This is a genomic window from Corynebacterium sp. MSK032 (assembly GCF_030232065.1).
GTDB lineage: Bacteria > Actinomycetota > Actinomycetes > Mycobacteriales > Mycobacteriaceae > Corynebacterium > Corynebacterium jeikeium_D.
Window position 1 is genome coordinate 93,546 of sequence record NZ_JASPJR010000010.1, and the last position, 25,600, is coordinate 119,145.

A 25,600-nucleotide genomic window follows, 5' to 3' on the forward strand; every position below is an offset into this window, starting at 1 on the left:
CTAGGGCTACTACGCCTCGTAGCGGTCGGTGTAGGCGCGCTGCTCGAACTCGAAACGGCCCGGGTGAGCCGGGAACTCACCCGGGACACCGATGGCCAGCAACAGCGCTACTGCCACATCGGTGTCACCGGCACCGATAGCTTCCTTGACCTTCTGCTCGCTAAAGCCCGTCATCGGGGAGCTAGCCCAACCAAAGGCGCTGGCAGTGACCATAGCGAAAGAAGCGGCAATCATGGCGTCGCGGATTGCGAACTCGCGGGAGAGCCCCTTTTCCTCGCGGGCCTCATGGAAGGAGGTCATCGAGGCCTCCCGCTCAGCAGCGGCGACTTCGTCCCACAGGCCAGTGGCCTTGTTGGCCTCAACCAGGCGCGGAATACCGCGCTTCCAGCCGGTCGGCTCACCAATGAAGGCGAGCAGCAGCGGCGCATTGGCAACCTGCTTCTGGCCACCGGCAGCTTCCACTACCTGCTTGCGCACCTCAGGGTCCTTGATGCGCACAATCGCGCGGGACTGAATGTTAAAGGCGCTGGGAGCTTCCAGAGATAGCTCCAGGAGGCGGCGCACGTCAGCGTCGTCAAGCGGTTCGTCAGCGTAAACGCGCGTGGCACGGCGGTTGCGGATGATGTTCTCAAATTCGGTGGCGAACTGGTCGCGCGGAGAATGCGAAGTCATGCATTAAAGAATAACTGTTTGCCAACCTTCGAGTTCGAGCAGCCAGCGCTTCATTTCGCGGCCGCCGGCATAGGATCCGAAAGACCCCGCTCCCCCACTGGCGGGCACCACGCGGTGACAGGGAATCAGAATGCCCAGCGGATTGGTGGCACAGGCCGATCCGGCAGCTCTGGCGGCACGGGGTGACCCGGCCATTTCAGCGAGCTCACCGTAGGTCACAACCTGGCCATACGGCACGTCGCGCAGTGCGGTCAGCGCACGAGCGCGGAAAGAATCCTGGGTGAATATGTCGCAGTCCAGCGGCAGCGCAAACTCGCGGCGCTGCCCGGCAAAGTACTCGCGGAACTGCTGCGCTGCCTGTTCCGCCACCGCCTGCGCTTCGGGGTCGGCGGCGCTGGGGTCGTCGTCAAGCACGGGACCTAAGAGATTGACTTCGACGACCCCGCGAGCGGAGGTGGCGATTCCAAGCGCGCCGAAAGGCGTTTCTACCTGGGAAATCGCCATAAAACCTCCTACTTAGCCCTTGTTGGCCTGGAACCAGGCCAACAGCTCGTCCCACTCCTTCTCGTGACCGGAGCGGAAGTAACCACCGTAGCCCACGCCCTTGCCACCAGCCGGCTGAGCCTGGCGCTTTTCAATCTTTTCAGCAGAGCTCATCACATTGGTGATCAGGTCTGCCGAGGACTCCTCAGTCCAGTAATCATCCGGAACGCGGATGGACAGGAACGGCTGCGGAGCCTTGGAGAAGCGGTTAGCGAAGTCGAACTCGGAATCGTCGAAGAAGTAGCCTTCCTTGCGAGCCCAACGAGCCCACTGACGCATGACACCGTTCGGCGGCTCAACAGCTAGACGCCACGCCGACGCCGGAATGTGGCCAGTGATGAAACCGCTAATCGGGCCGAGAATATTGAAGATGAAGAATGCGCGGACCTTGCCCGCCACGGACGGCACCTTGGAAATACGCATACCGCGGCAGTTGACCAACGCCGCTGCGTCATAGGTGCCCTCGGAGCCGGCGTAGACGATGCCGTGACCACCAACCGCGTGGCCGACAGCGAAGTGCGGCACGTCCGGGTAGGTCTCCTTGGCCCACTCGATCACACCCGGAATATCCTTGGTGATCCAGTCCGACATCCGGATGTCTTCATTGTTCTGGTCAGTCTTCAGAGCGGACTGGCCAATTCCGCGGTAGTCATAGGTGATAACGCCGTAGCCCTTTTCTGCCACGGTCTCAGCGAAACGGTGGTAGAAACCCTGCGGCACACCGGTACCGGAGTGAACGGTGATGATGCCGTTGGGAATGTTCTCTGGGTTCTCCTTCGGGCGGAACATGGTTCCGCGCAGCAGGACGCGGTCATTTGCCGGAATAATGATGTCCTGCCGAGGGCACGGCTCCGGCAACTTCGGGCTCTTCGCGGAAAAACGGCTATCCCCAGTGGAAGTGGTTGAGGCTTCGGAGGTCATTTATGCAGTTCCTTCGAGTGGACTTAAACAGTGCATGATTTTGTATACACAATCTTAAAGTGTAAGGCTCATCACTTTCAGCGCTTTCGTGGAATTTGCCTCACACGCGTTACAACTGCACATCCCCATAGGCGCGTTCGTCCTCAATTGGCTCCAGATGCGAGGAGATATGCACACCGGGAAAACGCTCCCGCAGCTCACCTTCCATCGCGGTAAGCACATCGTGACCGCGCTCCACGCTCCACGCGCCCGGCACCAGCACATGGAACTCAATGAACTTCTGATGCCCCGACTCGCGAGTGCGGATTTCGTGGACGTCAATGCCACGACTCCGGTCACGGTGCGAGGCCAAAATCTCATCCACCGCCACGCGGTCGTCGCCCTCCATGGCCTTGTCCATCAGGCCGTTACCGGAATCGCGCAGCAGCTTGTAGCCGGTGACCAGGATGTTTACGGCCACGGCCAGCGCGATGATCGGGTCGAGCCACCACAGGCCGGTAACCCACACCAGCGCCACACCTACGAGCACTCCGGCGGAGGTCCACACGTCGGTCATAAGATGCTTGCCGTCGGCGGTCAGCGCCAGGGAGTTGTGTTGGCGCCCGGCCTTAAGCAGAATCAGCGCCACCGCACCATTGATCACCGAGGCAATTACGGTCACGACGAGGCCCAGGCCAATCTGCTCAATCGGCTGCGGGTTCACCAACCGCTCGATGGAGACATAAATAATGGCCGCCGCCGCCACGAAGATCATGGCACCTTCCAGCCCGGCCGAGAAGTACTCTGCCTTGGAATGGCCGAACTCATGATCGCGGTCCGCGGGCCGCGCGATAACCTTGAGCACAATAATTGCGACAACTGCCGCAACCAGATTGACAATCGACTCCGTCGCGTCGGAAAGCAGGCCCACCGATCCGGTCAGAGTGTAGCCCCAAAACTTCAGCGCGATGGTGACGACCGCCGCCCCCACTGAAAGCCAACCAAAACGAGATAAGTCCTGCATATGCGGGCACTTTACCCGCCCTTCCGGAGTTACTACCAGTTCTATGAGCACCGATTTCCAGTTCAATTTGCAGAACATTTCTGCAGGCCTGCCGTTCGCGTCGCAGCTCGCCTCGCTTGCCGACGCCGTGCGCGACCACGACGTAGTAGTCCAGGCCCCACCGGGTACCGGCAAGACCACTTTGGTTCCACCGGCGGTGGCCAACACCCTGGGCGGCCGCATTGTGGTCACGGCTCCCCGGCGCGTGGCGGTGCGCTCGGCGGCGCGGCGGTTGGCGCAGCTGTCGGGCACCAAGCTCGGTGAGGAAGTTGGCTACTCGGTGCGTGGCGACGCAAAAGTTTCCCGCGCCACCCGCGTGGAGTTTGTCACTCCCGGTGTGCTGCTGCGCCGACTGCTGCGCGACGGCGACGTGGACGCCAGCGCGGTGCTCATCGACGAGGTGCACGAGCGCGGCTTGGACACCGACCTGGTGTTGGCGATGGTGCGCGACTTGCGGGATATCCGCGATGACCTGCGCATTGTCGCTATGTCGGCAACGGTGGACGCGCCGAAGTTCGCGGCCTTGCTCGGCGGCTCCACCCCGGCCCCCATTGTGGCGGCGGAGGCGGAGATCTTTCCGCTGGACATCCGCTACGCGCCCTTTCCGCAGCGGCTGGATGCACGCGGTGTGACCGACGACTTCCTGCAGCACGTTGCCGCCCAGGCCAGCACACTCGCGGAAGAAGCCGCCGGTGATGTGCTGGTTTTCCTCCCTGGCATCCGCGAGGTGGAACGCTGCGCAGGCTATATCGCGGATTCCTCGGAGGTGGCGGTGCTGACGCTGCACGGCCAGCAGAGCTCCGAGGAGCAGGACCGCGTGTTCCGTCGGCAAGCGGATGGTAGACGCGTAATTGTGTCCACCGCGATTGCGGAATCATCCGTGACTGTGCCGGGCGTGCGCGCCGTTGTCGACGCCTGCCTCGCACGCGGACCGCGGCTCGACATTGCGCGTGGCTTCTCCGGCCTGGTCACCAGCTCGTGTGCACAGTCCTCGGCGAACCAGCGCGCAGGCCGAGCGGGACGTGAGGGCCCGGGCATCGTGGTGCGCTGCGTCTCCCAGTCGGAATTCGCGTCCTTGCCCGCCTGGCCCGCGCCGGAAATCGAGGTCGCCGACCTGACCCAAGCGCTCCTCGACGCCGCCGCGTGGGGCACGCCTGGGATGCAGGGACTGAAGCTTCTCGACAACCCACCACCCCACCACGCCGAGGCTGCAAACCGCATTCTCGCTGGCCTGGGCGCTGTTGATGAGGCCGGTGACATCACGGAACTCGGCCGCACCTTGGCTACCCTGCCGGTGCATCCGCGTATGGGACGCGCGCTGCTGACGGCTACGGACATGATGCCGGAGCACGCGGGCGCGGTCGCACGCGCGGTGGAGAAACTCACCGATGCCCGCGGCTTGGCCAAGCAGGTGCGCCGCATTGAGCTGGATACTGAGGCCCCCGCCAACCTGCTGCCCTCGGACATCCCCGCGCTGGTCACGGCCCTGGCCTGGCCGGATTTCATCGGGCGACGCCGCAGTGCGAATTCCGACGAGTACCTTTTCACCGGCGGCACCGCAGCGGAACTCGCCCGCGGTTCTGACCTACACGGCCACGAATGGATCGCGGCCGCCGACATCTCGCGGCTCTCACACGGCCGCGCACTGATTCGCGACGGCGAGGCGATCGACCTGGAAATCGCCATGCTCGCCGCCGGCCACCTCGCCCGCACGGAGACCACGGCGCGCGTCGAACAGGGCCGCGTTCGCGCCCGCGAGCGTGACCTGCTCGGCGCCATCGAGCTGTCCTCCCGCCAGGTCTCCCCAACACCTGAGCAGTGCATTGCTGCCAACTCCGCCTGGCTTGCCGACGCCGCCCCCAACCTCGACCGCGACACCGAACAACTCCGCCGCCGCATGGCCTTTCTCCACACTCATCGCGGTGCCCCATGGCCGGATGTCTCCCCCGCAGGGCTCGCGGCCCAGGCCGAGCTCCTCTTTGCTGGCGAGCTGGACCGCCCGACCCCTCCCAAGCTAGATGCCGAGCACCTCCGCCGCCTGCTGCCCTGGCCGGAGGCCACGGACTTCGACCGGCTGGTGCCCGAACGCCTGGAGGTCCCCTCCGGTTCGAAGATTCGCCTGGAGTACCCGGAGGACCCCACGAACCCTGAGGCAAAGATTGTGCTCGCCGTGAAGTTGCAGGAGTGCTTCGGCCTGGCGGAGACCCCGCAGGTATTGGAAAAGCCGGTGACAATGCATTTGCTGTCACCGGCTCAGCGACCACTCGCGGTCACTCAGGACTTGGAAAGTTTCTGGAATGGCGCCTACGCACAGGTTCGCTCCGAGATGCGGGGCCGTTACCCCAAGCACCCGTGGCCGGAGAACCCGTGGGAGGAGCAGGCTACTGCGAGAACGAAGCGTCGTCGTTAAGCAAGCCCGTCGTTAAGCAGCTGCCTGTGCCCGCACGCGACTGGGCTTGCGCCAGAGGTAGATTGCGTAGCCCAGGCAGGTGAAGAAGAGCACGCCGCCCATGATTCCCTGCATGTTGCCGTAGAACCACTGCCCCACATTGGCAGCGTGGCCGAAGTCATTGCCCACGAACACCTCGTACGGTGCCCACCAGTGGGCGATCATGAACAGGACACCGACAATAATGTGCCCGATCTCGCGGACGAAGAGCACCAGCGGCACGAAGACCATGACGATCGACCAGTGGTGGCTGACCGCGTATGGCCCGGCGAAGCTGACCGCCAGCGCAACGAAACCAAGGGCTGCGACATCATAGCCGTTGCGGTGGTAGATCCACGCCACGAAAGCAGCAGCGATGGCACCGATGAGGAAGAAACCGTAGATGCCAATATCGAGCGCGGTACCCTCCACCCCGGCGCGGGCGAGCAGACCACTGAACGCCTGGTTGGCCTCATAGGTCGGGGCGCCACCGCGGTTGCCGGCGAAGAACTCATCGGTCCAGAAGTAGATGGACTCCTTAAAGCGCACGGCGAAACCAATAGCGACGGTCACCAGGAACCAGCAGAAGCTCTTGGCCACGGCCGCAAAGTCACGGCGCATGAGGAACACCAGCGCATATGCCGCGGGGGTGATCTTAATTCCCGCCGCGATACCCACGCCCAGTCCACGCAGTTTCTTGGGCAAAAAGCCCAGCACATCGGAGACCACCAGCAGCGCGAGGAAGACGTTGATCTGCCCGAAGAGCACGTTGGCGCGCAGCGGGTCGAGCAGCATCACAACACCGAGCACGCAGGTAGCCATCAGCTTCGGACGCTCAGAGCCGAGACGAGTGAAGACCATCCACAGCATCGCCCACACCGCCGCCAGCGTGGCGAACGTCCAGATGATCTGCAGGGTCACCGGCCCCGCCCAGGTCAGCGGGTAAAACAGCAGCGCCGCAAACGGTGGGTAGATGAAGCGGAAACCCGATCTGGTGGGAAACTCTGGTGAGTAGAGATCCTGGTCTCGTCGTAGTGCCCAGCCGGCGTCTTGGAAGACCTCGAGGTCCATCATGTAGGCAGTTGCCGCAAGATAGATGAAGTCGATGACAACGACCAGCGACACCAGCCCAAATACAATTGCCAAGATCCGTCTCTGCATGACGGAAAGCGTCGAGAGTCTGTCCATGAGCATGATTCGACACTACCGCACAGTTCTTCCTACTCAGGCCTTAGAGTGGGAGGTATGTTCGTGGAAAACTATCGCAAGGTTCGCTCCGAGATTGACGACGCTTGCCGACGAGCTGGGCGCCAGCCCTCCGAGGTCCGCCTGCTGCCAGTCAGCAAGACTGTGCCTGTCGACGCCCTGGTGGAATCCTGGCCGGAGCTCGCAGCAGCCGGCTGCGCTGGCCTGGCGGAAAACCGCGTCCAAGAAGCGGTGGCCAAGGCGGAGGCATTCCGGGAGGCCTTCGGCGACAAGGCACCGCATATGGCCATCATTGGCCCACTGCAGACGAATAAGGCCGGCCACTTAGTCAGCTGTGCTGATGAGTTTCAGGCGCTGGATCGCCCGAAGGTGGCCGGGGCGCTGCAGCGTCGCTTGGCCGATTCCGAGCGCAAGCTCGATGTGTTGATTCAGGTCAATGCCTCCCGCGAGCCGCAGAAGTCGGGTCTGGCGCCGAGTCACGCGGCGGAGTTTGTCCGCATGTTTGGCCCCGATGGCGAATACCCGAACCTGCGTCTGCGCGGGTTTATGACCATCGCGGCCCAGAATGATCCGAATGTGCGCGAGACCTTCGCGGAGCTGCGGGAGCTGCGGGACAGTCTGCTCGGGGATTTGCCGGACGGTGTCAGCCTCAACGAACTGTCAATGGGTATGTCCGGCGACTACCGCGAAGCCATCGCCGAGGGGGCGACCACCGTCCGTGTGGGACGCGCCATCTTCGGTGAGCGCTCCTATCAGAAATAAAGGTCGCGAAATAGAGGTAATCTCAATGCCATGAGTTCTGATGTCTCCCCGTGCTCCCGTCGTCGTTTCCTCCTGGGAACTGCCGCCACTGCAGCTGGCGCACTCGTAGCCGCTTGTGCACCAAAGTCTGCGGTGGAAAAGGTTGACGCTGCCGACATTCCGGTTGGCGGCGGTGTGGTGATCGGCAATTACGTCGTCACGCAGCCGGAGGAAGGCAAGTTCGCCGCTTTCTCCAGTTCCTGCCCGCACCAGAATGGTCGTATCACCGAGGTCAGCAATGGTGTGATGATTTGCCCGAACCACAACTCACACTTTGATATTGCTACTGGTGAGGTTGTTTCTGGTCCGTCGCGTAAGCCCGCTGGTCAGGCATCGCTTTCAGCTGAAGGCACTGAGCTGATTGTGGGCCAGAAGTAGGTTCCGGAAGCAGATTAGTGTTCGGTGGGTTCAAGGCCTAGAAGGTCTACGCCAGCCGGCGCTAGCTGGAATCGCAGCGGGCGACGGCTCGTCGGCGTTGCCAGTCCTTGAGCCTCTAACTCGGCGAGATACTTTCGCGCTGTCCGCTTCTCCTTGCCGATGGTGTCGGCGACGTGTTCGAGCTTGATTCCATAATCAGGTCCGAACAACCGAACCTGTGCCAGGACAAACAGCGTCCCGATTTCGTTGTCTGTCAGCGACACGGACAGTGCCTGCTCGGGCGAGTTGGTTAGCTCAGCTACCCGCTGTTCAAGCTTCTCGCACTGGTGGGACTTCATCTGCAGCTCTTCCAGCAAATACTGCTGAGCATTCAGAATGACATCAGCCATCACCTCGACGAAGAACGTGACTTCGCCCCGGTTCATTGGGTCTTCCGTAGTGGTAAAAGCCTTGTAATACTTCGCTTTATCCTCAGCGAGTTGGCGAGAAATAGTCAGCGCTGTGGCAGGTGAGAGTCTCTCCCGCAAAGCCACTGACAGCAGAAAACGCCCCATCCGACCATTGCCGTCATAAAACGGGTGAACGAACTCGAACATGAAATGGCTTGCCAGGATTCGAATAAGCCGATTGTCCTCTGAGGAATTCACCGTTTCCAGGAACTCATTGAGAAGTTGGTGAATGGCAGCTTCACTTTCAACACCGCGATGAATCTGTCGCTGCCCATCGGTAATTGTGACCGTTGATGCTCTAAAGAGTTCACCGTCTAACTCATCCTCGGCGCCAATTTCATCGCCGAGAAGTTGATCGTATTGCTGCCGGATCCCTGTGAGCGTTGTCGGAAACTCAATCCGCTCATCGTTTGCCAGCCGGAAATAGAGCTGACTGAACTCATGAAAGCGCTTGTGCTGGGTTCCCGAAGTGTTGTCCAACGCCTCGGCGACTTCTCGCCGTGTGGAGTGAATCCCCTCAATCTCATTGGTGGCTACCACCTCGGCCAGGAGCAGATTGAAGAGATAGTGAGTCCGCGCGGCACCTGGCAGACGATTCCACAACTGTGAAATCTGCAGCTCTAGAGACAGAATCTTTTCAACCCTGGCTGCGAGATCGCTTGTGATGCAGCAAAAGAGTGGCCACTGCCCCAGCGGAAAGTGCCACTGAATCGTCGACGGGGAGTCTTTGCGTGACTGGTACTCGCTCTCCACTGCCTGTTCCGCATCGTGTGCAGACATGTGGAAGATCCTCTTAAGCGGATAGTGCTTCACGGCGAGTCTCCCCCTTCTGTTTCCAATGCTTTTTACATGATGCTTTCTACATATAGTGCCCTAAAAACGAACCCTTAATGTAAAAAATCACCGTTTTTTACATTAAGGGTTCGTTTCTTGGTGTCTAAATGTACCTTGCTGGCGATTTTCCCCCTACCGCGTTACCCTTACCGCCGCGGCTTCAACCCCGCCACAGCACACGCACCAGCGATGAAGGACAGCGCCACCAGCCACGGAATCAGCCCTGCCCACTCGAAGTGGCTGAACACCATGCCGGAGACCCAACCGACAATCGATGAGCCCGCGTAGTAGCTGAACAGGTACATCGATGACGCCTCGGCGCGGTCGCGCTGCGCCACCAGCCCCACGCCGGACGAGGACAGTGAGTGCGCCACGAAGAACGATGCCGTGAATACAAGTACGCCCACAACCAATGCGGGCAGCCACGGCAGCAGCGCCAGCCCCAGGCCCACGCACGCGGCCAGAGTCGCAATGGCGATGAGGCGACGGCGGCTCACCGTCTTCGCCCACACGCCCGCGCGTGCCGACGACCACGTGCCCGACAGGTAGAGAATAAATACGAACCCTGCCAGTGCCGGGGAGAGCCCGAACTTATCGCCCAGTCGGAAGCCCAGGTAGTTGTACAGAGAGACAAACGACCCCATAAACAGGAACGCCAGGGCGCACAGCGCGAGAATGCGCGGGTCGCGCAAGTGCCGCGCTATGGCCTGCCCCTCCCCTGCAAACGACAGCTGCTTCGGCTGGAACCTACGCTGTTGCGGCAGGAAGTACCAGGTCAGAATGGCGAAAACAAACGCCACCGTCGCCGAGACCGCAATCGCCACCCGCCAGGAGGCGAACTCCAGCACAATGGACGGAATAATACGGCCGAGCAGGCCACCGACCGTCGTGCCCGAGATATACAGCCCCATCACGCGACTGACATGGTCGGCGTGGACTTCCTCACTGACATACGCCATAGCCACTGCGGGCACACCGGCAATGACAATGCCCTGCAACAGGCGCAGCGCAATCATCGAACCGATGCCCGGCGCAATTGACACCACGAGCCCCAGTAGCGTTGCCACAAATGCGCTGATGACGATGACGCGCCTGCGCCCAAAGCGCTCCGACAAAATGGACACCGGGATAATCGCACAGGCCAAGCCACCGGTGGTGGCGGATACCGTCAGCGCGGCGGTGGCGGGGTCGACCGATAGCTCGTCGGAAAGCGTGGGCAGTAGCGCCTGCGTTGCGTAGAGCGCTTGGAACGATGCCAGGCCAGCGAAAAGCACAGCAATAAGCGCGCGACGGAATCCGGGATCTTCTGGCCGTAGTCCTTCGATCTGTTCGGGGTTTTCGTTAGCGCTAGTCACTTGTCCTACGTTAACCCTCCCTCCAAACCTCTCGCTGAGTACCCGGATTCAGAAAACCTTTTTAATTCGCCCGCGGTATCGCTTTCGTTTTATTAGTTTCGTAGGCATGACTACTTCTTCCGCACAGCCACAGAGTCGCAATCACGACCGCGAGTACGACATCGTCGTCTACGGTGCCACGGGTTTCGTGGGCCGCTTGATTGTGGACTATCTGGCTAAACACGCCGGTCAGACGAAGGTGGCGCTCGCAGGCAGGAACGCCCAGAAGCTTGCCGACGTCGCGGAGAACGCAGGCGTATCGGACTGGCCGGTCATTGTTGCGGATGCCGCCGACCAGCAAGCGGTGGCTCAGCTTGCGGCCAGCACAAAGGTGGTGCTGACCGTTGTGGGACCGTACGCGAAGTACGGCCGCACTCTGGTGGCCGAGTGCGCCAAGGCCGGTACTCACTACGTCGACCTGTGTGGCGAGGTGCTGTTCGTCCACGACTCCATCGCGAATAACCACGAGGTGGCACAGCAGACCGGAGCGAAGATTGTTCACTCCTGCGGCTTCGACTCGATTCCTTCCGACGTCGCTGTCCGCGAGCTCCACGAGGCGGCCCACACCAAGCTCGGTGAAACAACCCTGCTGTTCAAGCACGTCAAGGGCGGTGTCTCCGGCGGCACTATCGATTCGGTCCGCGTCCAGCTTGCACAGGCCAAGAAGGACCCCAAGCTGCGTCGCATCATCGCCGATCAGTACGCCCTGGCTGAGCCGGGTCCCGACCAGGGTAAGTTCGGCGTCGACCTGCGCCCGGCGCGCTTCCGCCGCCACTGGCGAGCGCCCTTCTTCATGTCGCCGTTCAACACCCGAATTGTTCAGCGCTCGGCGATGCTGGCGGATTACGGTGATTCCTTCCGCTACCGCGAGCTACTCAATGTCGGCCGTGGCCCGAGGGCTTTCGTCCGCGCAAATATTTTTGCGGCTGTCTGCAGGTTGGCGCTGGCGGCGATGGCGTTCGGGCCGACGGCCAAGCTCATTGATAAGAAGCTGCCGAAGCCGGGTGAGGGCCCGAGCGCTGAAGAACAGGCCGAGGGTCGCTTCACCATCGAGGCCTACACTGTCGATACCTCCGGCATTCACTGGCGTTCCAAGGTGTCTCTCGAGGAAGACCCGGGGTACGCAGGCACCGCGATTATGATTTCCAGCGCCGCCCTCGCACTCGTCCACGACGATCTGCCGGACGCTACCGGCGTGCTCACTCCTACTGTCGCGCTTGGCGACGCCCTGTCCCGCCGTCTCCGCGCGGGCGGCATGACCATTGAGGCGGTGCAGGCTCGATGACTGATGGCCTGACCGGTGCTTTTGCGAATCTCACCCGCGGACCGAAACTGCCGAGTGTAGGTGGCGGCCGTGCGTTAGTGACCGGCGCTTCCTCCGGCATCGGTTGGGCATGCGCGGAGGCACTAGTCAAGGACGGTTTCGAGGTCGTTGGCACGTCCCGCAGGGGCGCCGAGGCGCCGCACCCCGAGGGCGTGCAGATGGTGGCACTCGACATGTCCAGCGCCGACGACATCGCTGCTGTGGTCGCCCACGGGCCTTACGACGTCGTCGTCGCCAACGCCGGTGAGAGCCAGTCGGGCGCTTTCGAGGAGCTACCCCGCGAGGCGCTTGAGCGTCTCTTCCAAGTCAATGTTCTGGGGCAGGTGGAGCTGTTACAGCAGCTGCTGCCTGGCATGCGCGAGGCCGGTCGTGGCCGAATTGTGCTGGTTGGCTCGATGCTCGGCGGGTTGCCGCTGTCCTACCGTTCTTCCTATGTGGCGACGAAGGCCGCTATCCGCGGCTTTGGGCTTTCGTTGCGCGGTGAAGTCGCGCAGTTCGGTATTGGGGTGACGGTTGTCGAACCGGGTGCCATCAACACGGGGATTTCTACACGTCGGACGACGTATGGCGATGAGGGCTCCGTTTACGCTGCTGATGTCCACCGCATGCTGACGAAGTTGAACGCCAATGAGGAAGATGGCATTCCCGCTTCGGAGATTGCTGAGGTGGTTATGCGCGAGGTGACCGCCGAGCGACCTTTGGCTCTGGTGGCGCGGGGGTCGTCGGCAAGCGTTGCAGTGCCCTTCATGCGGCGAATCCCGACGCAAGCGATGTTGACCATCATGCGCCGGGTGCACGGGCTGCGGTGAGTTAATCGGCGATGGCGCGCATTTCGACTGCCTGCGCGCACGCCTCCGCGGCTTCGTGGGCTAGATTGATGGCCTCTTGCTCGTCTGCGACTTGGACAATCCAAAAAGCTGACGGGAACGTCATCGCGTTGTAGTACGGCAAATCGCTGTGCGAACCATCCGGCAGCACCGTCATGGCATCCTCCGGTGGAACCAGCCCGCCGGACATAACCCAGTGGCCTTCGTCCTGAAGCTTCTGATTGAAGCGTCCAATCCGTTCAAAGGCAGCGTGCATTTCCTCATCAGAGTCATACGCGTTGATATCTCTGCGGCCATGGACCGTGAAAAAGTACTGCACACCAAGCTCCTGAGTTTCGTTTTGCTAAGTGTAACAGATTGCGCGGGGCTGGAACCGGGAATTTGTGGGAATTTTAGAGCTTTGGCTGAGCGTTTTTGCGGCCAGGGCCTAGTTTTCCTGCCGCGCAGCGGCGGCTCGCTGTGCCCTGATCTCCGCTACCTGCTGCTTGCGGGTATTGAAGCCCATGCGCCACGGGGCGGCTAGACCTGACTCGGGGGCATGCGGGTTATCGCGCCAAGATTTGCCCTCGTTGTAGGCCTGCGCGCCCTCACGGTATGCGGCGGATTGCTCAGTAAAGGTTGGGTACGGCTGTTCGGTGGCTTGCCTGGTCTGCGCACCGACCGATTTCATTCTCGCGCGCAGTTCCTTGATTTTGCTCTTCACCCTTTCGTCATGCTGTTCCTGCTGCTCTGCGATCTCAGCGAGTGCCTGCTGCTCGGTGATGGGGTCGAACGAGTCTTGTCCTGCCTGGTCGTAGGCTTCCTTAGCGCGCGGGGTGCGCTCCCAATCACGCAAAGACGGATTGTAAACGCACCAGTCTTCCTGGCCGTCGTCTTTGTAGATACTGCCGCTGTGATCCCAATACCTTGTCATGCGTTTACCCTCCTGAGTGTTTTTCATGGGTCTTACCACGCCGTTAGGTACAGGGAACCCGAAGGCGACAGAACCTACACTAACCTCTCCGCAGCTTCCGCCAGACCCAATCAACGATCACGAAGCCAACGAGAGTCACACCAAACAGTGGTGCAACCACCGAGTAGGCAATCAGCAGCGCCACAACAGCTGCTGCAACACCCGGGCGAATGTCGCGCCATCGCGTCGGCGCCGGGAGCCTGCCCGGGCGACCACCTCGACCGCGCCCAAACCACATGGCGTACCCGCGCACAATCATCGCCAACAGAGCGACACCAATCAGTGCCAGGACCAGCTGATTCACCCACCCGAACAGGATGCCCATGTGCGCGTTAATCAGCCATTCGGTCAGCTTCGCCGGCAGCGGCCAGTCCGCAAAGTGAATCCGATCGACCATCGCTCCGGTCGAGCCGTCAACGGTGACGGTCTCAATGCCCATCCGCCATTCCTCGCGGGCTTCCTTGGCCATCCACACGGTGCCAGCTTCCGGTGGTGTCAGTTCGACTTTCCCGGCCAGCCCCTCGGCACGTGCGAGGTTCATAACACTATCTGCCTCTGACCAGTCATAATTCGCTGGCGCAGTCGCAGTTATGGCTGGCTTCGGCGCGTACCAGTCCATCGTCTCGCGCAGCTTTGCGATGCCCGTTCCAGCCACCCACGACCACGTCAGGCCGGTGACAGTCAGGAACAGAAGTCCAACGCTAACCGCCACGCCAACATTCGCGTGACGACGCATATGATGCGCCCTCTTACTCGTTCCCTGTGTCCGCTTGCGACGCGAACGATCCCACCAGAGCCAGAGGCCACCAATAGCCAGTGCGCCCATCCAGGATGCTGCCGTCTCGGAGTAGAGGCGACCAAAGTTGCTATCAATCCAGAGCCTGCGGTGCCCTTCCGAAATCCAGGCCCGCAGTGGCAGCGCCGCCGAGGAACCGTATTGCACCAGGTCACCCTTGATGCTCAAGTCGCCTGGGTCAACGAACACCGCATGTCGGTAGGACTCCGACTTCAGCTGCTCGTCATTGAACATGACTCGCGTTGTCTGCCCCGGCTTTTCCGGGACCTGCACTGCGGTCACCGGCAGGTCAGGGTGCACGCGCTGCGCGACCTCAACCTGCTTTTTCAGCGGTTGTGCGGGAAGGCTTGATGTTGCGGTTAGCTCTTCGTGGTAAACCACCTTTTCTATGCTCGGGGCGAGGGCATACGCCACGCCTGTGATAGCTGCAATAACAAGTAGTGGCGCAACGAGGATGCCTGCAACGACATGGATTCGGTGCAGTAATGCTCGTGGCCCACCATTTTTCTGAGTCTGTGCGACGGGGTTTGCGGCTGGCGTTCCAGCGGCATCGCCTGTGGCTATTGAAGTCATGCCTTATTAGTCGGACGAACTGCCCCAGTTGTTCCCCAGCAAGCTCACTTTTATTACTTCCAGGGGTAGCCATTCGGCCACGCACCTCGTTGTCGGCCACCTTGTGCACAACTACCCGTCGTTAAGCACGCGTACCCTCGTAGACATGGCTTATCCAGACGTGTACCACGCCGATGACAACCGCTATGAGACAATGCCGTACAACCGCTCCGGCAGCACGGGGCTGAAGCTTCCAGCCATTACGCTGGGACTTTGGCATAACTTTGGTGATGACCGACCGCTCGAGACGCAGCGTGAAATCCTGCGCACCGCGTTCGACCACGGCGTCACGCACTTCGACCTCGCCAACAATTACGGCCCACCGCAGGGCTCTGCGGAGGCGAATTTCGGTCGCATCATGGCCAAGGATTTCGCTCCTTACCGCGATGAAATGATCATTTCCTCCAAAGCCGGTTGGTACATGCAGGATGGTCCCTACGGCTTCGGCGGCTCGCGGAAGTACCTCGTGGCCAGCTGCGATGCCTCGCTGAAGCGCATGGGCCTGGATTATGTGGACATTTTCTACCACCACCGCCCCGACCCGGATACGCCTATCGAGGAAACCGTCGCCGCCCTCGATTTCCTCGTCCGGTCGGGTCGCGCGCTCTACGTCGGCGTGAGCTCCTACTCCCCCGAGCTCACTCGCCGCGCGCAGAAAATCGCCCGTGAGCTGGGCACACCGCTGACCATTCACCAGCCGAGCTACTCCATGTTCAACCGCTGGATCGAGGACGAGCTGCTGGCAACCTGCGCCGACGAAGGCATGGGCGTCATCGCCTTTTCCGCGCTTGCGCAGGGGCTTCTCACCGACCGCTACTTGGATGGCGTGCCGGAGTCCTCGCGTCTCGGGGCACACAAGATGAACTCGGGGTTCCTCAACGACGACACGCTCACCGCCATCCGCGAGCTCAACGCCATTGCTTCACGACGAGGCCAGTCCCTGGCACAGATGGCCATCTCGTGGGTGCTCCGCCGTGACGAAGTGACCTCAGCCCTGATCGGTGCATCCTCGGTGAAGCAGCTGAAGAACAGCCTCGGCGCCCTGGACGCTGCACCGTTTAGCGATGAAGAACTCGCGGAGATCGACAAGTGGGCCGTCGACCGCGGGATTAATCAGTGGCAGGGCGCTACGGAGTCTGTGTAGGGAGCTCATCGAGCGCCGGCAGCACATACTCAATCAGCTCATCAATCTGCTCTTCCGCATCCCGCTTCGAGGTGCGGAAGTTGATGCTGACGTGGTTGATTCCGAGCTGTCGCTGGGATTGCAGCAGTTCAATTAGCTTGTTGCGGCCAAGGCGGTACCCGAAGTGGCCACCCTGCGCGGGGGCGTCGGGGTCTTCATGCAGGTCAATCCACAGTGATTCCAGGAATGGTTTGAACACGTCCTCACCGCACTCCTGCGCTACCGCCTCCTGCCAGTTGGCGATGTTTTTCTTCTGCATCTCCAAACCCTTGTGGTACATGAACCAACCGTCGGTATGCGCGGCCTTCCACTCCAGGCTCTGCTGACAGGAGCCGGTGGCCAACAGCGGAACTCGGCGTGCCAGCGGCTTGGGCACCACATCGGATCCGCCCATCTTGCCCTCGGACCACCGGATAGGCCGGTAGCTGGTGCTGAGGGCTTTTTCATAGACCTCGATATGCTCGCGGAAACGCTCACCGCGCTTGCCTTTGTCCTGGTTAAAGGCGGGGAACTCCTCGGGTCGGTCACCGGTGGCAACGCCAAAGAGGAAACGGCCATCGGAAAGCCTGTCCAGTGTGGCAGCGCGCTTGGCCATCACCAGCGGATGCTGGAAGGGCACGACGACTGCACCGGTGCCGAGCGCGATATCGGTGGTGTGTGCGGCGATGTAACTGAGGTACATCCAGGGGTCGTAGACCTGGCCGACGTCGCCGAATGTTTCCACGCGCAGCGGGATGTCGCGTGCCCACACCGCCGCGATGCCTGCGCGTTCGACTTTCTGAATCAGCCGAATCTGGTTGCTCAGCGCGTCCTTGGGCTCGGCTTCGGCGTCCTGCTCGATGGGCAGACTCAGCCCTACCGTGAGTCGGCCCGGCGCGAATGTGCGCTGGTAACCGGGTAGTTCGTCGATAGGCTTGTCCGAAAGATCAAACAGCGAGCTCATGATGCTCCACGGTAGTACAGCTCGAGGTGCGGCACTCGTCGTTAAGCTGGAAACATGCTTGAGGATGTCATCATCGTCGGTGGCGGCCAAGCTGCCCTCGCTACCGCCTATTACTTGCACAAACGCGGCATTGATCCGCTCATTCTGGACAATCAGCCCGCTCCCGGCGGCTCCTGGCGCAATGTCTGGCCCTCACTGACGCTCTTTTCCACCCCGGACTTTTCCAACCTTCCGGGCATCCAGATGCCCGATTATGACGGTTTCCCGCCCGCTTCCCACGTGATTGACTACCTCAGCTCCTACGAAAAGCGCTACGAACTGCGCGTTCAGCGCCCGGTCGCCGTCACGGACGTCTCCCACGACGGCACCTTCCACCTCACCAGCGATGCCGGTGACTTCGAATCCCGCCAGCTCATCGCCGCCACCGGCAACCGGCCCTTCGTCCCGTATTACCCCGGCACGACCTCCGCGAAACAGTGGCATTCGGCCAACTACCCAGGTCCCGAGCCATTCGAAGGCTCCCGCGTTGCCGTTGTCGGCGCGGCGAACTCCGGCGCCCAAATAGCCTCTGAACTGGTGCTTTCCGGCATCGACACCACCTGGTTCACCCGCCACGAACCACGCTGGATGCCCGACGACGTCGACGGCCGCGTCCTGTTCAAACGCTACCGCCAGGGCGCCACCGACAGCATTGGCGACATCGTTGCCCTACCGCCCGTCCGCAAAGCCCGCGACTCCGGCGCACTCACCTGGACACCCATGTTTTCTTCGCTTGACGACGTCCACGCGGACCACCTCATCTGGTGCACCGGTTTCCGCCCAGCGCTCGACCCTTTCCGCAGCATCGACTCTGACCTCATCGAGTTCGTCGGCTACGGCGACTGGGTTGGCCCCGGTGCCGCCACGATCATGGGTGTTGGCCCCTTTGCTAAGCGCGCGGCCGAGCGGGTGGCTGCCCGTCTGTCAGCATGACCTGCATCAACAGCATGTCCAACCAGCGCCCGTTCTTCGCCCCCACCTGCGGCAATAGTCCAACGCGCTGGAAGCCATACTTTTTGTGCAGCGCAATCGACCCCTCGTTGCTGCCTTCTATCGCCGCAACCAAGACGTGCTTTCTCGCCTCACGAGCAGCATCGATGGTCGCGCTTAACAGTGCGCCTCCATCCATGCGATGCGATTCTCCGCACTGACGGTGTCATCGTTCCAGATGGCGACGGTGTTGATTACGGCTTCGTTGTAGATCTCCGCGATTGCCGCGGCATCGTCCCGCGTTGCGTGCCGGATGATCATGGTTTTACTCCCCGCTGTCTGCGCTGTTTCTGCGCTGTTTATCTGCGCTCTGCTTTTATGAAAGCGAGATTACCAAGCTTTCGTTTTCGAACGGGTGTTTTATTTATGTTTTTGGACCAGGACCTAGCGTACGCCCTGCAAATGCCCAGCTAAACGGTGCCTTTATAGTCGGCTAACCATCTTCGAAAACTCCTCAAAATTCTCTTTCATTTCTCTTTACAAGCCAGAAAAGCGCCTGTAAGATAGCAAGTAAGTTCGAAAGAAAACCGACAACCATTGGAGCACCAGGGGGATCCAATGAAGTCCGAACAAGTACCCGAACCATATTGGGCTCACGAAAATCCTGAAGATGAGCTCTCAGCACTCGCGCGGGCTACCAACCGCGCCCAACTTGAGTTAATTAAAGCCTGCTGCCCTGCAGGTGATGATGACGTTGAAAACCATGCCGCTCGCATCAGCGTTCGGTTGGGAATCACTCGCAGTGAGGCACTACGTATCTGTGACATTGGCCTGTTGCTGGAGAAAATGCCACAGTTGGCGGAATATGCCCGGGAAAGCTGCGCATTATCCATGCGGCAACTCGGCATCATTGCACATGGCGTAGTCGGCATCGAGCCTGATCAAATACCCGATGCAGAGAAGAAGATTCTGGCATTGGTTACGCCACGGAAGCGTCGTCAAGCAATGATTGGTCCTCGCACGCTCACCACCAAAATTGGTGATATTGCTGCGGATTTGGATGACCGCGCTCGTGCCGACGGCACAATTCCCACCATCACCGATACGGAATCGGTGACTCTGGTGGAACGTCCCGACAGCTACTCCCAAATCATTCTCACCCTGCGGCCGGACCGCGCCTATTTTGCCATGTGCGCAATTGAAACGGTCTTCCGCGCGAATGAGGAAATGACGCAGGCGGATGCATTTGTGGAACTCATCCACCAGCGCACCAATGCGGAAGTTGTGCTCAATGTTTTCCGCGAGCCCCACAGTGATGACGCCTGGCTGGACGGTGCCGGCTGGCTAGGCGCGCTGGTCACGGAGGAGTGGATGCAAAAGGTGACGAATGTCCGCCTCTCAGCAGACAGCGCCACCAATGGTTACCGTCCAACTCCAGCGCAGGTCGCCCGCGTCCACGGTCGCGATGGAACATGTCGCTTCCCCGGCTGCGAAGTCCCAGCATATAAGTGCGATATTGACCATATCGCGCCGTACAACCAGGAAGACCCCGAAGCCGGTGGCCCCACCGACACGCAGAATCTGCACTGCCTATGCAGGAAGCACCACAACCTGAAAACCCACAAGCTCTGGGATATCACCGCTTATGAGGACGGCTCAGAGGTGTGGTCCTCTGCCGACGGCGTTACCGCGGCGACCGTCCCGGCCGGACCATTAGCCGGGTTCGGCCGACAGACTTTTGACAAACGCGCTACCCAGAAGACGAAAGCACGCCATGACCACTACATGAAGTGGTGGCTGTCATTCGCGGCTGTGCCAGATCTGGTCTTTGATGATGGGGAGGATTAACCCAGCGGACCACCGCAGTTCGGCCATGCGCCAGCACCCTGGGAGGCAAGCACGCGCTCGCCAATCTCAATCTGCTGCTCCTTGGTGGCCTGGTCAGCCGTCGGTGCGTACTGGTCACCGCCGTGGCCGCTCCAGGTCTGCTGCGAGAACTGCAGTCCGCCGTAGTAGCCGTTACCGGTATTGGTCTGCCAATTTCCGCCGGACTCACAAGCCGCAACCTGATCCCAGGCGCTGACTGATGCAGCGTTAGCGGCGGCGGTCGGGGCAGCAATCATGCCTGCTGCCACAGCGGCGGATGCGATGAACTTACCGGAAAAACGCATAAAAAGAGAACACTCCTAAAGGGTTGACTTTTCTCTTGGGCGACCAACCTACGCGCACCCTCCCCCGTCCTGTCAACCCGTATCCTGGAAAGTATGTCCGTGGCAGATGTCGTCCGCAAGACCGAGAGAAGGATCAACGCGCTGGCCGCCAAGCGTTCCAAAAACGCTGGTTGGGAACCGGAAATCATCGGTTTCACCGGGTACGGAAGTGCAGAGCGCGTTCGCGTATTCGGCCGTGTCCTCCTGAAGGATCCGGCCAAAAAACGAGACGAAGAACGAAACAAAAAACGCGGTTTTTGGCAGTTCTTTACCGTCGAACTCGCGGACTTTCCCGTCACCATCACTGCCGGCGACCGCACGGTGGAAACCACCACGGATAGCAACGGCTATATCGAGGTACTAATCAGGAATCACGGCCTCGAACCCGGCTGGCACGAAATTACCATCAACGACACTCCTGCAGAGGTCCTCATCCTCTCCCCGGAGACCAAATACGGCATCGTCTCCGATATTGATGACACCGTGTTGGTCACCATGCTGCCGCGCGCCCTCATCGCCGCCTACAACTCCTGGGTCAAGGAGACAGACGAGCGCAAGGCCGTCGCTGGCTTCAGCGAGTTCTATGCGCAACTTCGCCGTCGTTACGCGAGCAAAACCGACGAGGACACGGACGTTCCCGTCATCTATCTCTCCACCGGAGCGTGGAACACCTTCAGCACACTAAAAAAGTTCCTACACCGCAACAACCTGCCGAAGGGCCCACTGCTGCTCACCGACTGGGGGCCAACGCCCACCGGCCTGTTCCGCTCGGGCAAGGAACACAAGAAGGTGCGACTTCGCGACCTGTTTATTGACTTCCCCGAAATCAACTGGATTCTCGTCGGCGATGATGGCCAGTACGACCCGCTCATCTACGGCACGGCCGCGGCGGAGCATCCGGACAAGGTCGCGGCCATCGCAATCCGCAACCTCACTCCCAGCGAGCACGTGCTCTCTCACGGCACGGCGGTGCCAATTGAAAAGCTGGAGAACAAGGAGGTCCCGTTCATCGAGGGCGCCGACGGCTATGAACTGCTCAAACAGATTGACCAGCTGCCGCAACCATGATCTACCTCCGCCATGCCCGTATTCACGATGATGCCGAGCTCCCGGCGTACGTCGTAAAGCTCGCCCTGCCCTTCCCCATGGCCTTCACCACGCCGATTACCATCCTGACCGGCGAAAACGGCAAGGGAAAGTCGACGGTGCTGGAGGCGTTGGCATCGGCGATGGGTGTCGATACGGACGGCGGCTCGCGGTACAAGACGCAGGAGCGCACCTCCCCAGTCCCCCTGGCGCTGACCAGGCGCAATCCCCCGGATACGTTTTTCTTTCGCGGCGACGCGCACCTGAACCTCGCGCGCTATTACGAGTCGCTTGGGCAGCTACCAGGTGGCAGAGAAATGGCAGACCTCACCCAGATGAGCCACGGCCAATCCATCATGACGCTGGCCGAACGCCGCTTCAGCGCCGAATCACTGATCTTCCTCGACGAACCCGAGGCCGGACTGTCGGTCCTACGCCAACTGGAGCTCCTCGGCCGCCTCGGCGCGCTCGCGGAAGCCGGCGCACAAATCATCATGGCGACGCATTCCCCCATCCTGCTCGCCGCACCGGAAGCAACAATCATTTCGCTTGACGACGCCGACACCACCCACTTCGAAGACACCCTCGCGGTACGGGCAACCAGGGATTTCCTAGCCGATCCCGTCGGCATCGCGGACTACATGGTGGAGCGTTTTACTTCGGATTCTTAAGCCCCAGCGCCGCCACGACACCCAGGGCCGACAGTGCCACCGGCAACCACATCGCGTCACTCATGGCGGTGGTGAAGTCGCCACGGTTGCTGCTGAGCGCCGCCGCCATGACGGTGGCAATCAGTGCGCTACCCAGCACACTGCCAATCTGGCGGATGGTGTTGTACACACCGGAGGCAGCACCGGCGAGGGACGGGTCGATGTTGCGGGTGGCAGCCGTCGACAGCGTGCCCCAAATAAACGCGTTTGCCACACCGAATGCGGCGCCCGGCAGCAGCAGCCACAGCACGGAAAGGTCCTCGTGGATGAGGTAGTGGAACCCGAGCATGCCCACCAGTGAGGACCCAAAACCAATCAGCGCGAACTCACGGAACTTCAGCCGGTCTAGCATTCGCCCAGTCCACGGTGCCATGACACCGGAGATGACCGCCTGCGGCACGAGCAGTAGTGAGGCTTGGATGGTCGATAGGTCGCGGGCATTCTGGGCGAAGAGGATGATTGGGAAACCAACCGCGACCACCAGCGCCCCCGTCACAGCAATCGCCAGCGAGGAGATGGTGAAGTTGCGATCCTTAAAAAGGGACAGCGGCATCAACGGTTCGGCCGTGGTCTTGGCCTCCCACGCGGTGAATAGTCCAAGAACCACCACGCCACCGGCAATCAGTGCCCAGATCCAACCGGACCAGTCGGCACTCTCCCCCTCCTGAATGCCGAAGACCAGCAGGAACATACCAATCGCGCTGAGTACAACACCGAGATAATCAATCTTGTTGCGGTGCGTCTCAAAGGTCGGCAGATAGCGGAACGCAAAAACGAGCCCGATCAGCCCAATCGGCACATTAATGAGGAAAATCCAGCGCCAACTCAGCAGCTCAATCAACACGCCACCGGCCAGCGGCCCCGTCAGCGAGGCAATTCCGGCCGCCGCACCCCACAGGCCCATCGCCGCACCGCGATGCGCCGGCGGAAACATCTGCGTAATCAGCGCCATCGTCTGCGGCGTCAGCAGCGCGGCCCCCAGTCCCTGCACCACGCGGGCAATGATCAGCATGCTTAACGACGGCGCCAACCCACACGCCAGCGACGCCAACACGAAGATAACCAGGCCCGCTACATAGGTGTGCTTGACTCCCCAGAGGTCACCGAGCCTGCCAGTAATGAGCAACGGCACGGCATAGGCCAGCAGATAACCACTGGTCACCCACATGACCTGGTTGAGCTCACCGCCCAGTTCATGCTGGATGGTGTTGATACCAACGGTGACAATGGTGGCGTCGACCAGGATCATGAAGAAGCCGAGTAACACGGTCCATAGCGCTGGCCACGCCTTTTTGGGATCAAACTGAGTATTCAAATCTGTAGCCACTCGGAGTTATGTTAGTTGATGGCTCGGGTGTTAGTTGATGGCACAGTAAAATCCAGGCTATGGCTGTTCAGCATATGACCGATGAAACCATCGCCGAGTTCTTCGCCAATCACCTCTCGCGGGTAGATGATGACACGCAGCGCGCTGTCGCTCTCGAGGTGTTGGAATGGGTTCATGAAAAGTACCCGGAACTCGGCGTTCGCAACGCTTGGAATCAGCCGATGTTCACGCTCGATGGCACTTTTATCATCGGTTTCTCCTACGCCAAGAAGCACATGGCGATTGCCCCGGAACGCGCTGGTATTGAAAAGTTCTCCGACGACTTCGATGCCCGCGGCCTCTCCTACGGAAAAATGATGGTCCGTTTCCCCTGGCCAAAAGATGGCAAGGCCGAGTCGATGCCGCTCGACCTGCTGGCCAAGATGATCGAGTTCAACATGGAGGACAAGCTCGGGATGACCAAGTTTTGGCGATAGGTCGGGGTCGATTACCAGCCCTGGAAGCTACCAAGCACTTAATGAGCATTCCTTTTCTCAGCGAGATCGCGCAGGAATGTGTCTTTGTCGTCGCAGTAAATCTCAATCGAGGAAACCATCATTGGTCCCTTGTAAAGATCTTCTGCCACGACCTGCGAATCGACTTCTAACCTGACGTTCACTTCACTCAAAACAGGCACCCTGAGATTGCCGTGCTCGTCAATTGCTACGTCCCCTCCTTCACCTGCCGTTACGGAGCTCGCATGACGTAAGTGTGACCACGGAATTTCACAAATAAGCCTTCGCCCATTTCGCAGTACGAGTCCTTGCGGTGTTATTAGATGGGGATGGTCCCGAACAGTTACGTAAAATCCAGATAAAAGAACTACGGCATAAACACTAATTACCAGAAATAAATATCGCCAAAATGCATTAGAAATAGCAAAATGCACTATGCTTATTTCTGCAACGCTCAGCGCCAGTATCATAAAAACAACAGTTCGAAGGTTTCTATGTACAGTGAAGGATCTGACTTCACTGTCGACATTTCTCTGAGGCTTAAAAAAGGTGAAAGCAGCTAGCAGCGAACCAACTTCCGAAACGAGTAACGCTAGTATTTTTCGAGGTACGCCAAATTTCTTTGACGTCTCGGACAGCGAAGCAGCCCATGACCTGCCATTTCTGAGATAGTCTTGCCACATACCTCCAAACAGTAAGAGAAAAGCCGCAACCACCACGGCAAGTGGTAACAGGAATACCCAACCCGGCAAACCAGATACCACATTCATAAGAAGGAAAAGAACTGCTTCAAGAATAATTGCGGTAACCAGAATTGCTCTAAATATAATTTTCATGCCTACATTCCGACTATGAATTGACAGGCTTTCCTCGGAAGAAGATTCCTCACCATGCAAGCTCTCTCTTAATATTTCTTACACATTCTTGAGTTGATTTTTCACGATATAAACAGGTACCAAACAATCGTTAAAATATGGCCGTGAGCCAAATTCATGACTGAACACCGCTATACCAATGTCGCAGATGGGGGCCGACCGCCCTCATGCTCATCTCAAAACTATTCAAGTTTTCTTCTACTTTCAATACAAAATGAGTTTTGAGATTTCTACATTTCTTCTCGCGAGCTGGCTGCAATGCTCGCTGGCCCACGCATCCGACGACTTGTGGCCACGCTATTCACCTATCGATGCGCTGTAGCGTGTCCACAAGTGAATAGTGCATCGACAAGTGAGAGGGCCTGGCCCACAGCGTGCGCATAAGTGCCGAAAAACCATCGATAAGTCAGGAGAATCCATCGATAAGTGAGAGAAATACATCGATAAGTCCCCGAAACCTGGCCATAAGTGCCGGACAGGGTTAAAGGAGGGTTACAGGACAAGCCAACAACCTCGGCTCAGCATCCGCCCCTGCTTCAATCCAACCCCGGGTTAAGTAAAGAAAAGTGTGTCCGCATGCCACCATAACCCCAGACCACACACCACAAATCACCAAAGAATAGC

General features: G+C 59.9%; 27 protein-coding genes. 11 read left to right on the plus strand and 16 right to left on the minus strand.

Features of this window, described 5'->3' with window-relative positions:
- Positions 1-9: 9 nt before the first annotated feature.
- From QP995_RS07255 to QP995_RS07270, 4 genes are all read right to left on the minus strand, one after another.
- Positions 10-672: a nitroreductase family protein gene (locus QP995_RS07255; protein ID WP_284853065.1), complete on the minus strand. Its 663-nt coding sequence runs from the start codon at positions 670-672 to the stop codon at positions 10-12.
- A 3-nt stretch (positions 673-675) separates the two neighbouring features.
- Positions 676-1,176 (minus strand): methylated-DNA--[protein]-cysteine S-methyltransferase, encoded by a 501-nt coding sequence (locus QP995_RS07260; RefSeq protein ID WP_070767672.1) that lies wholly within the window; start codon positions 1,174-1,176, stop codon positions 676-678.
- A 12-nt stretch (positions 1,177-1,188) separates the two neighbouring features.
- Complete coding sequence (locus QP995_RS07265) at positions 1,189-2,136, minus strand: alpha/beta hydrolase family protein (protein WP_049189819.1); 948 nt, start codon at positions 2,134-2,136, stop codon at positions 1,189-1,191.
- Between the two features lie 109 nt (positions 2,137-2,245).
- Positions 2,246-3,139, minus strand: coding sequence for a cation diffusion facilitator family transporter (locus QP995_RS07270; RefSeq protein ID WP_258225543.1), 894 nt, complete (start codon positions 3,137-3,139; stop codon positions 2,246-2,248).
- 43 nt (positions 3,140-3,182) lie between these two features.
- On the opposite strand from QP995_RS07270, the gene QP995_RS07275 reads away from it, so the two are divergent.
- Positions 3,183-5,588, plus strand: a complete 2,406-nt coding sequence (locus QP995_RS07275) for an ATP-dependent RNA helicase (RefSeq protein WP_284847177.1) — start codon at positions 3,183-3,185, stop codon at positions 5,586-5,588.
- A gap of 12 nt (positions 5,589-5,600) precedes the next feature.
- On the opposite strand, the gene QP995_RS07280 is transcribed toward QP995_RS07275, so the two are convergent.
- Positions 5,601-6,767: a glycosyltransferase 87 family protein gene (locus tag QP995_RS07280; protein WP_224433604.1), complete on the minus strand. Its 1,167-nt coding sequence runs from the start codon at positions 6,765-6,767 to the stop codon at positions 5,601-5,603.
- Positions 6,768-6,851: 84 nt separating this feature from the next.
- On the opposite strand from QP995_RS07280, the gene QP995_RS07285 reads away from it, so the two are divergent.
- A complete protein-coding gene (locus QP995_RS07285; protein WP_049193390.1) occupies positions 6,852-7,574 on the plus strand; it encodes a YggS family pyridoxal phosphate-dependent enzyme in 723 nt (240 codons plus the stop codon).
- Between the two features lie 30 nt (positions 7,575-7,604).
- The gene (locus tag QP995_RS07290) at positions 7,605-7,991 is read left to right on the plus strand and encodes a Rieske (2Fe-2S) protein (protein ID WP_049172555.1); all 387 of its coding nucleotides are present in this window, start codon (positions 7,605-7,607) and stop codon (positions 7,989-7,991) included.
- A gap of 14 nt (positions 7,992-8,005) precedes the next feature.
- Here QP995_RS07290 and QP995_RS07295 read toward each other — a convergent pair whose 3' ends face one another.
- Positions 8,006-9,220, minus strand: coding sequence for a Fic family protein (locus tag QP995_RS07295; protein ID WP_070767698.1), 1,215 nt, complete (start codon positions 9,218-9,220; stop codon positions 8,006-8,008).
- Between the two features lie 200 nt (positions 9,221-9,420).
- A complete protein-coding gene (locus QP995_RS07300; protein WP_070595869.1) occupies positions 9,421-10,629 on the minus strand; it encodes an MFS transporter in 1,209 nt (402 codons plus the stop codon).
- 106 nt (positions 10,630-10,735) lie between these two features.
- Here QP995_RS07300 and QP995_RS07305 point away from each other — a divergent pair, with 106 nt between their 5' ends.
- Together QP995_RS07305 and QP995_RS07310 are read left to right on the plus strand one after the other, a co-directional pair.
- On the plus strand, positions 10,736-11,953 hold the full coding sequence (locus QP995_RS07305) for a saccharopine dehydrogenase family protein (RefSeq protein ID WP_070595870.1): 1,218 nt from the start codon (positions 10,736-10,738) through the stop codon (positions 11,951-11,953).
- Positions 11,950-12,801 (plus strand): SDR family NAD(P)-dependent oxidoreductase, encoded by an 852-nt coding sequence (locus tag QP995_RS07310; protein ID WP_070767668.1) that lies wholly within the window; start codon positions 11,950-11,952, stop codon positions 12,799-12,801. Before QP995_RS07305 ends, QP995_RS07310 begins: the two co-directional genes overlap by 4 nt.
- Before the next feature lies 1 nt (position 12,802).
- On the opposite strand, the gene QP995_RS07315 is transcribed toward QP995_RS07310, so the two are convergent.
- The 3 genes from QP995_RS07315 to QP995_RS07325 all read right to left on the minus strand — a co-directional run bounded on the left by QP995_RS07315 (position 12,803) and on the right by QP995_RS07325 (position 15,140).
- Positions 12,803-13,138 (minus strand): YciI family protein, encoded by a 336-nt coding sequence (locus QP995_RS07315; RefSeq protein WP_049172565.1) that lies wholly within the window; start codon positions 13,136-13,138, stop codon positions 12,803-12,805.
- A 108-nt stretch (positions 13,139-13,246) separates the two neighbouring features.
- Positions 13,247-13,732, minus strand: a complete 486-nt coding sequence (locus tag QP995_RS07320; RefSeq protein ID WP_284853066.1) for a hypothetical protein — start codon at positions 13,730-13,732, stop codon at positions 13,247-13,249.
- A gap of 79 nt (positions 13,733-13,811) precedes the next feature.
- Positions 13,812-15,140: a PepSY-associated TM helix domain-containing protein gene (locus QP995_RS07325; RefSeq protein ID WP_284853067.1), complete on the minus strand. Its 1,329-nt coding sequence runs from the start codon at positions 15,138-15,140 to the stop codon at positions 13,812-13,814.
- A 145-nt stretch (positions 15,141-15,285) separates the two neighbouring features.
- On the opposite strand from QP995_RS07325, the gene QP995_RS07330 reads away from it, so the two are divergent.
- Entirely contained in the window at positions 15,286-16,323 is a 1,038-nt protein-coding gene (locus tag QP995_RS07330) for an aldo/keto reductase (RefSeq protein ID WP_070604516.1), read from the plus strand.
- On the opposite strand, the gene QP995_RS07335 is transcribed toward QP995_RS07330, so the two are convergent.
- Complete coding sequence (locus QP995_RS07335) at positions 16,307-17,305, minus strand: LLM class oxidoreductase (protein WP_070602192.1); 999 nt, start codon at positions 17,303-17,305, stop codon at positions 16,307-16,309. The two genes, QP995_RS07330 and QP995_RS07335, sit on opposite strands and share 17 nt — an antisense overlap.
- A 54-nt stretch (positions 17,306-17,359) precedes the next feature.
- Between QP995_RS07335 and QP995_RS07340 the strand changes: the two genes are divergently transcribed.
- Complete coding sequence (locus tag QP995_RS07340; protein WP_070429081.1) at positions 17,360-18,277, plus strand: FAD-dependent oxidoreductase; 918 nt, start codon at positions 17,360-17,362, stop codon at positions 18,275-18,277.
- Here the strand turns inward: QP995_RS07340 and QP995_RS07345 are convergent.
- A complete protein-coding gene (locus tag QP995_RS07345; protein ID WP_306295160.1) occupies positions 18,234-18,473 on the minus strand; it encodes a GNAT family N-acetyltransferase in 240 nt (79 codons plus the stop codon). The two genes, QP995_RS07340 and QP995_RS07345, sit on opposite strands and share 44 nt — an antisense overlap.
- Positions 18,452-18,595, minus strand: a complete 144-nt coding sequence (locus QP995_RS10875; protein WP_350309317.1) for a GNAT family N-acetyltransferase — start codon at positions 18,593-18,595, stop codon at positions 18,452-18,454. Before QP995_RS10875 ends, QP995_RS07345 begins: the two co-directional genes overlap by 22 nt.
- Before the next feature lie 297 nt (positions 18,596-18,892).
- Here QP995_RS10875 and QP995_RS07350 point away from each other — a divergent pair, with 297 nt between their 5' ends.
- Complete coding sequence (locus QP995_RS07350) at positions 18,893-20,122, plus strand: HNH endonuclease signature motif containing protein (RefSeq protein ID WP_070652680.1); 1,230 nt, start codon at positions 18,893-18,895, stop codon at positions 20,120-20,122.
- Here the strand turns inward: QP995_RS07350 and QP995_RS07355 are convergent.
- Positions 20,119-20,445: a transglycosylase family protein gene (locus QP995_RS07355; RefSeq protein ID WP_005511827.1), complete on the minus strand. Its 327-nt coding sequence runs from the start codon at positions 20,443-20,445 to the stop codon at positions 20,119-20,121. The genes QP995_RS07350 and QP995_RS07355 overlap by 4 nt on opposite strands.
- A gap of 93 nt (positions 20,446-20,538) precedes the next feature.
- On the opposite strand from QP995_RS07355, the gene QP995_RS07360 reads away from it, so the two are divergent.
- Both QP995_RS07360 and QP995_RS07365 read left to right on the plus strand, forming a co-directional pair.
- Positions 20,539-21,552: an App1 family protein phosphatidate phosphatase gene (locus QP995_RS07360; protein ID WP_070604523.1), complete on the plus strand. Its 1,014-nt coding sequence runs from the start codon at positions 20,539-20,541 to the stop codon at positions 21,550-21,552.
- Positions 21,549-22,241 (plus strand): AAA family ATPase, encoded by a 693-nt coding sequence (locus tag QP995_RS07365; protein ID WP_088611802.1) that lies wholly within the window; start codon positions 21,549-21,551, stop codon positions 22,239-22,241. The genes QP995_RS07360 and QP995_RS07365 overlap by 4 nt, the downstream gene beginning before the upstream one ends.
- Here QP995_RS07365 and QP995_RS07370 read toward each other — a convergent pair.
- Positions 22,225-23,607 carry a DHA2 family efflux MFS transporter permease subunit gene (locus QP995_RS07370; RefSeq protein ID WP_070439242.1) on the minus strand — a complete coding sequence of 461 codons (1,383 nt, stop codon included), beginning with the start codon at positions 23,605-23,607 and terminating at the stop codon, positions 22,225-22,227. The genes QP995_RS07365 and QP995_RS07370 overlap by 17 nt on opposite strands.
- A 59-nt stretch (positions 23,608-23,666) precedes the next feature.
- On the opposite strand from QP995_RS07370, the gene QP995_RS07375 reads away from it, so the two are divergent.
- A complete protein-coding gene (locus tag QP995_RS07375; RefSeq protein WP_284853068.1) occupies positions 23,667-24,083 on the plus strand; it encodes an iron chaperone in 417 nt (138 codons plus the stop codon).
- A 38-nt stretch (positions 24,084-24,121) separates the two neighbouring features.
- On the opposite strand, the gene QP995_RS07380 is transcribed toward QP995_RS07375, so the two are convergent.
- Positions 24,122-24,937 (minus strand): hypothetical protein, encoded by an 816-nt coding sequence (locus tag QP995_RS07380; protein WP_049193411.1) that lies wholly within the window; start codon positions 24,935-24,937, stop codon positions 24,122-24,124.
- Between the last annotated feature and the right edge of the window lie 663 nt (positions 24,938-25,600).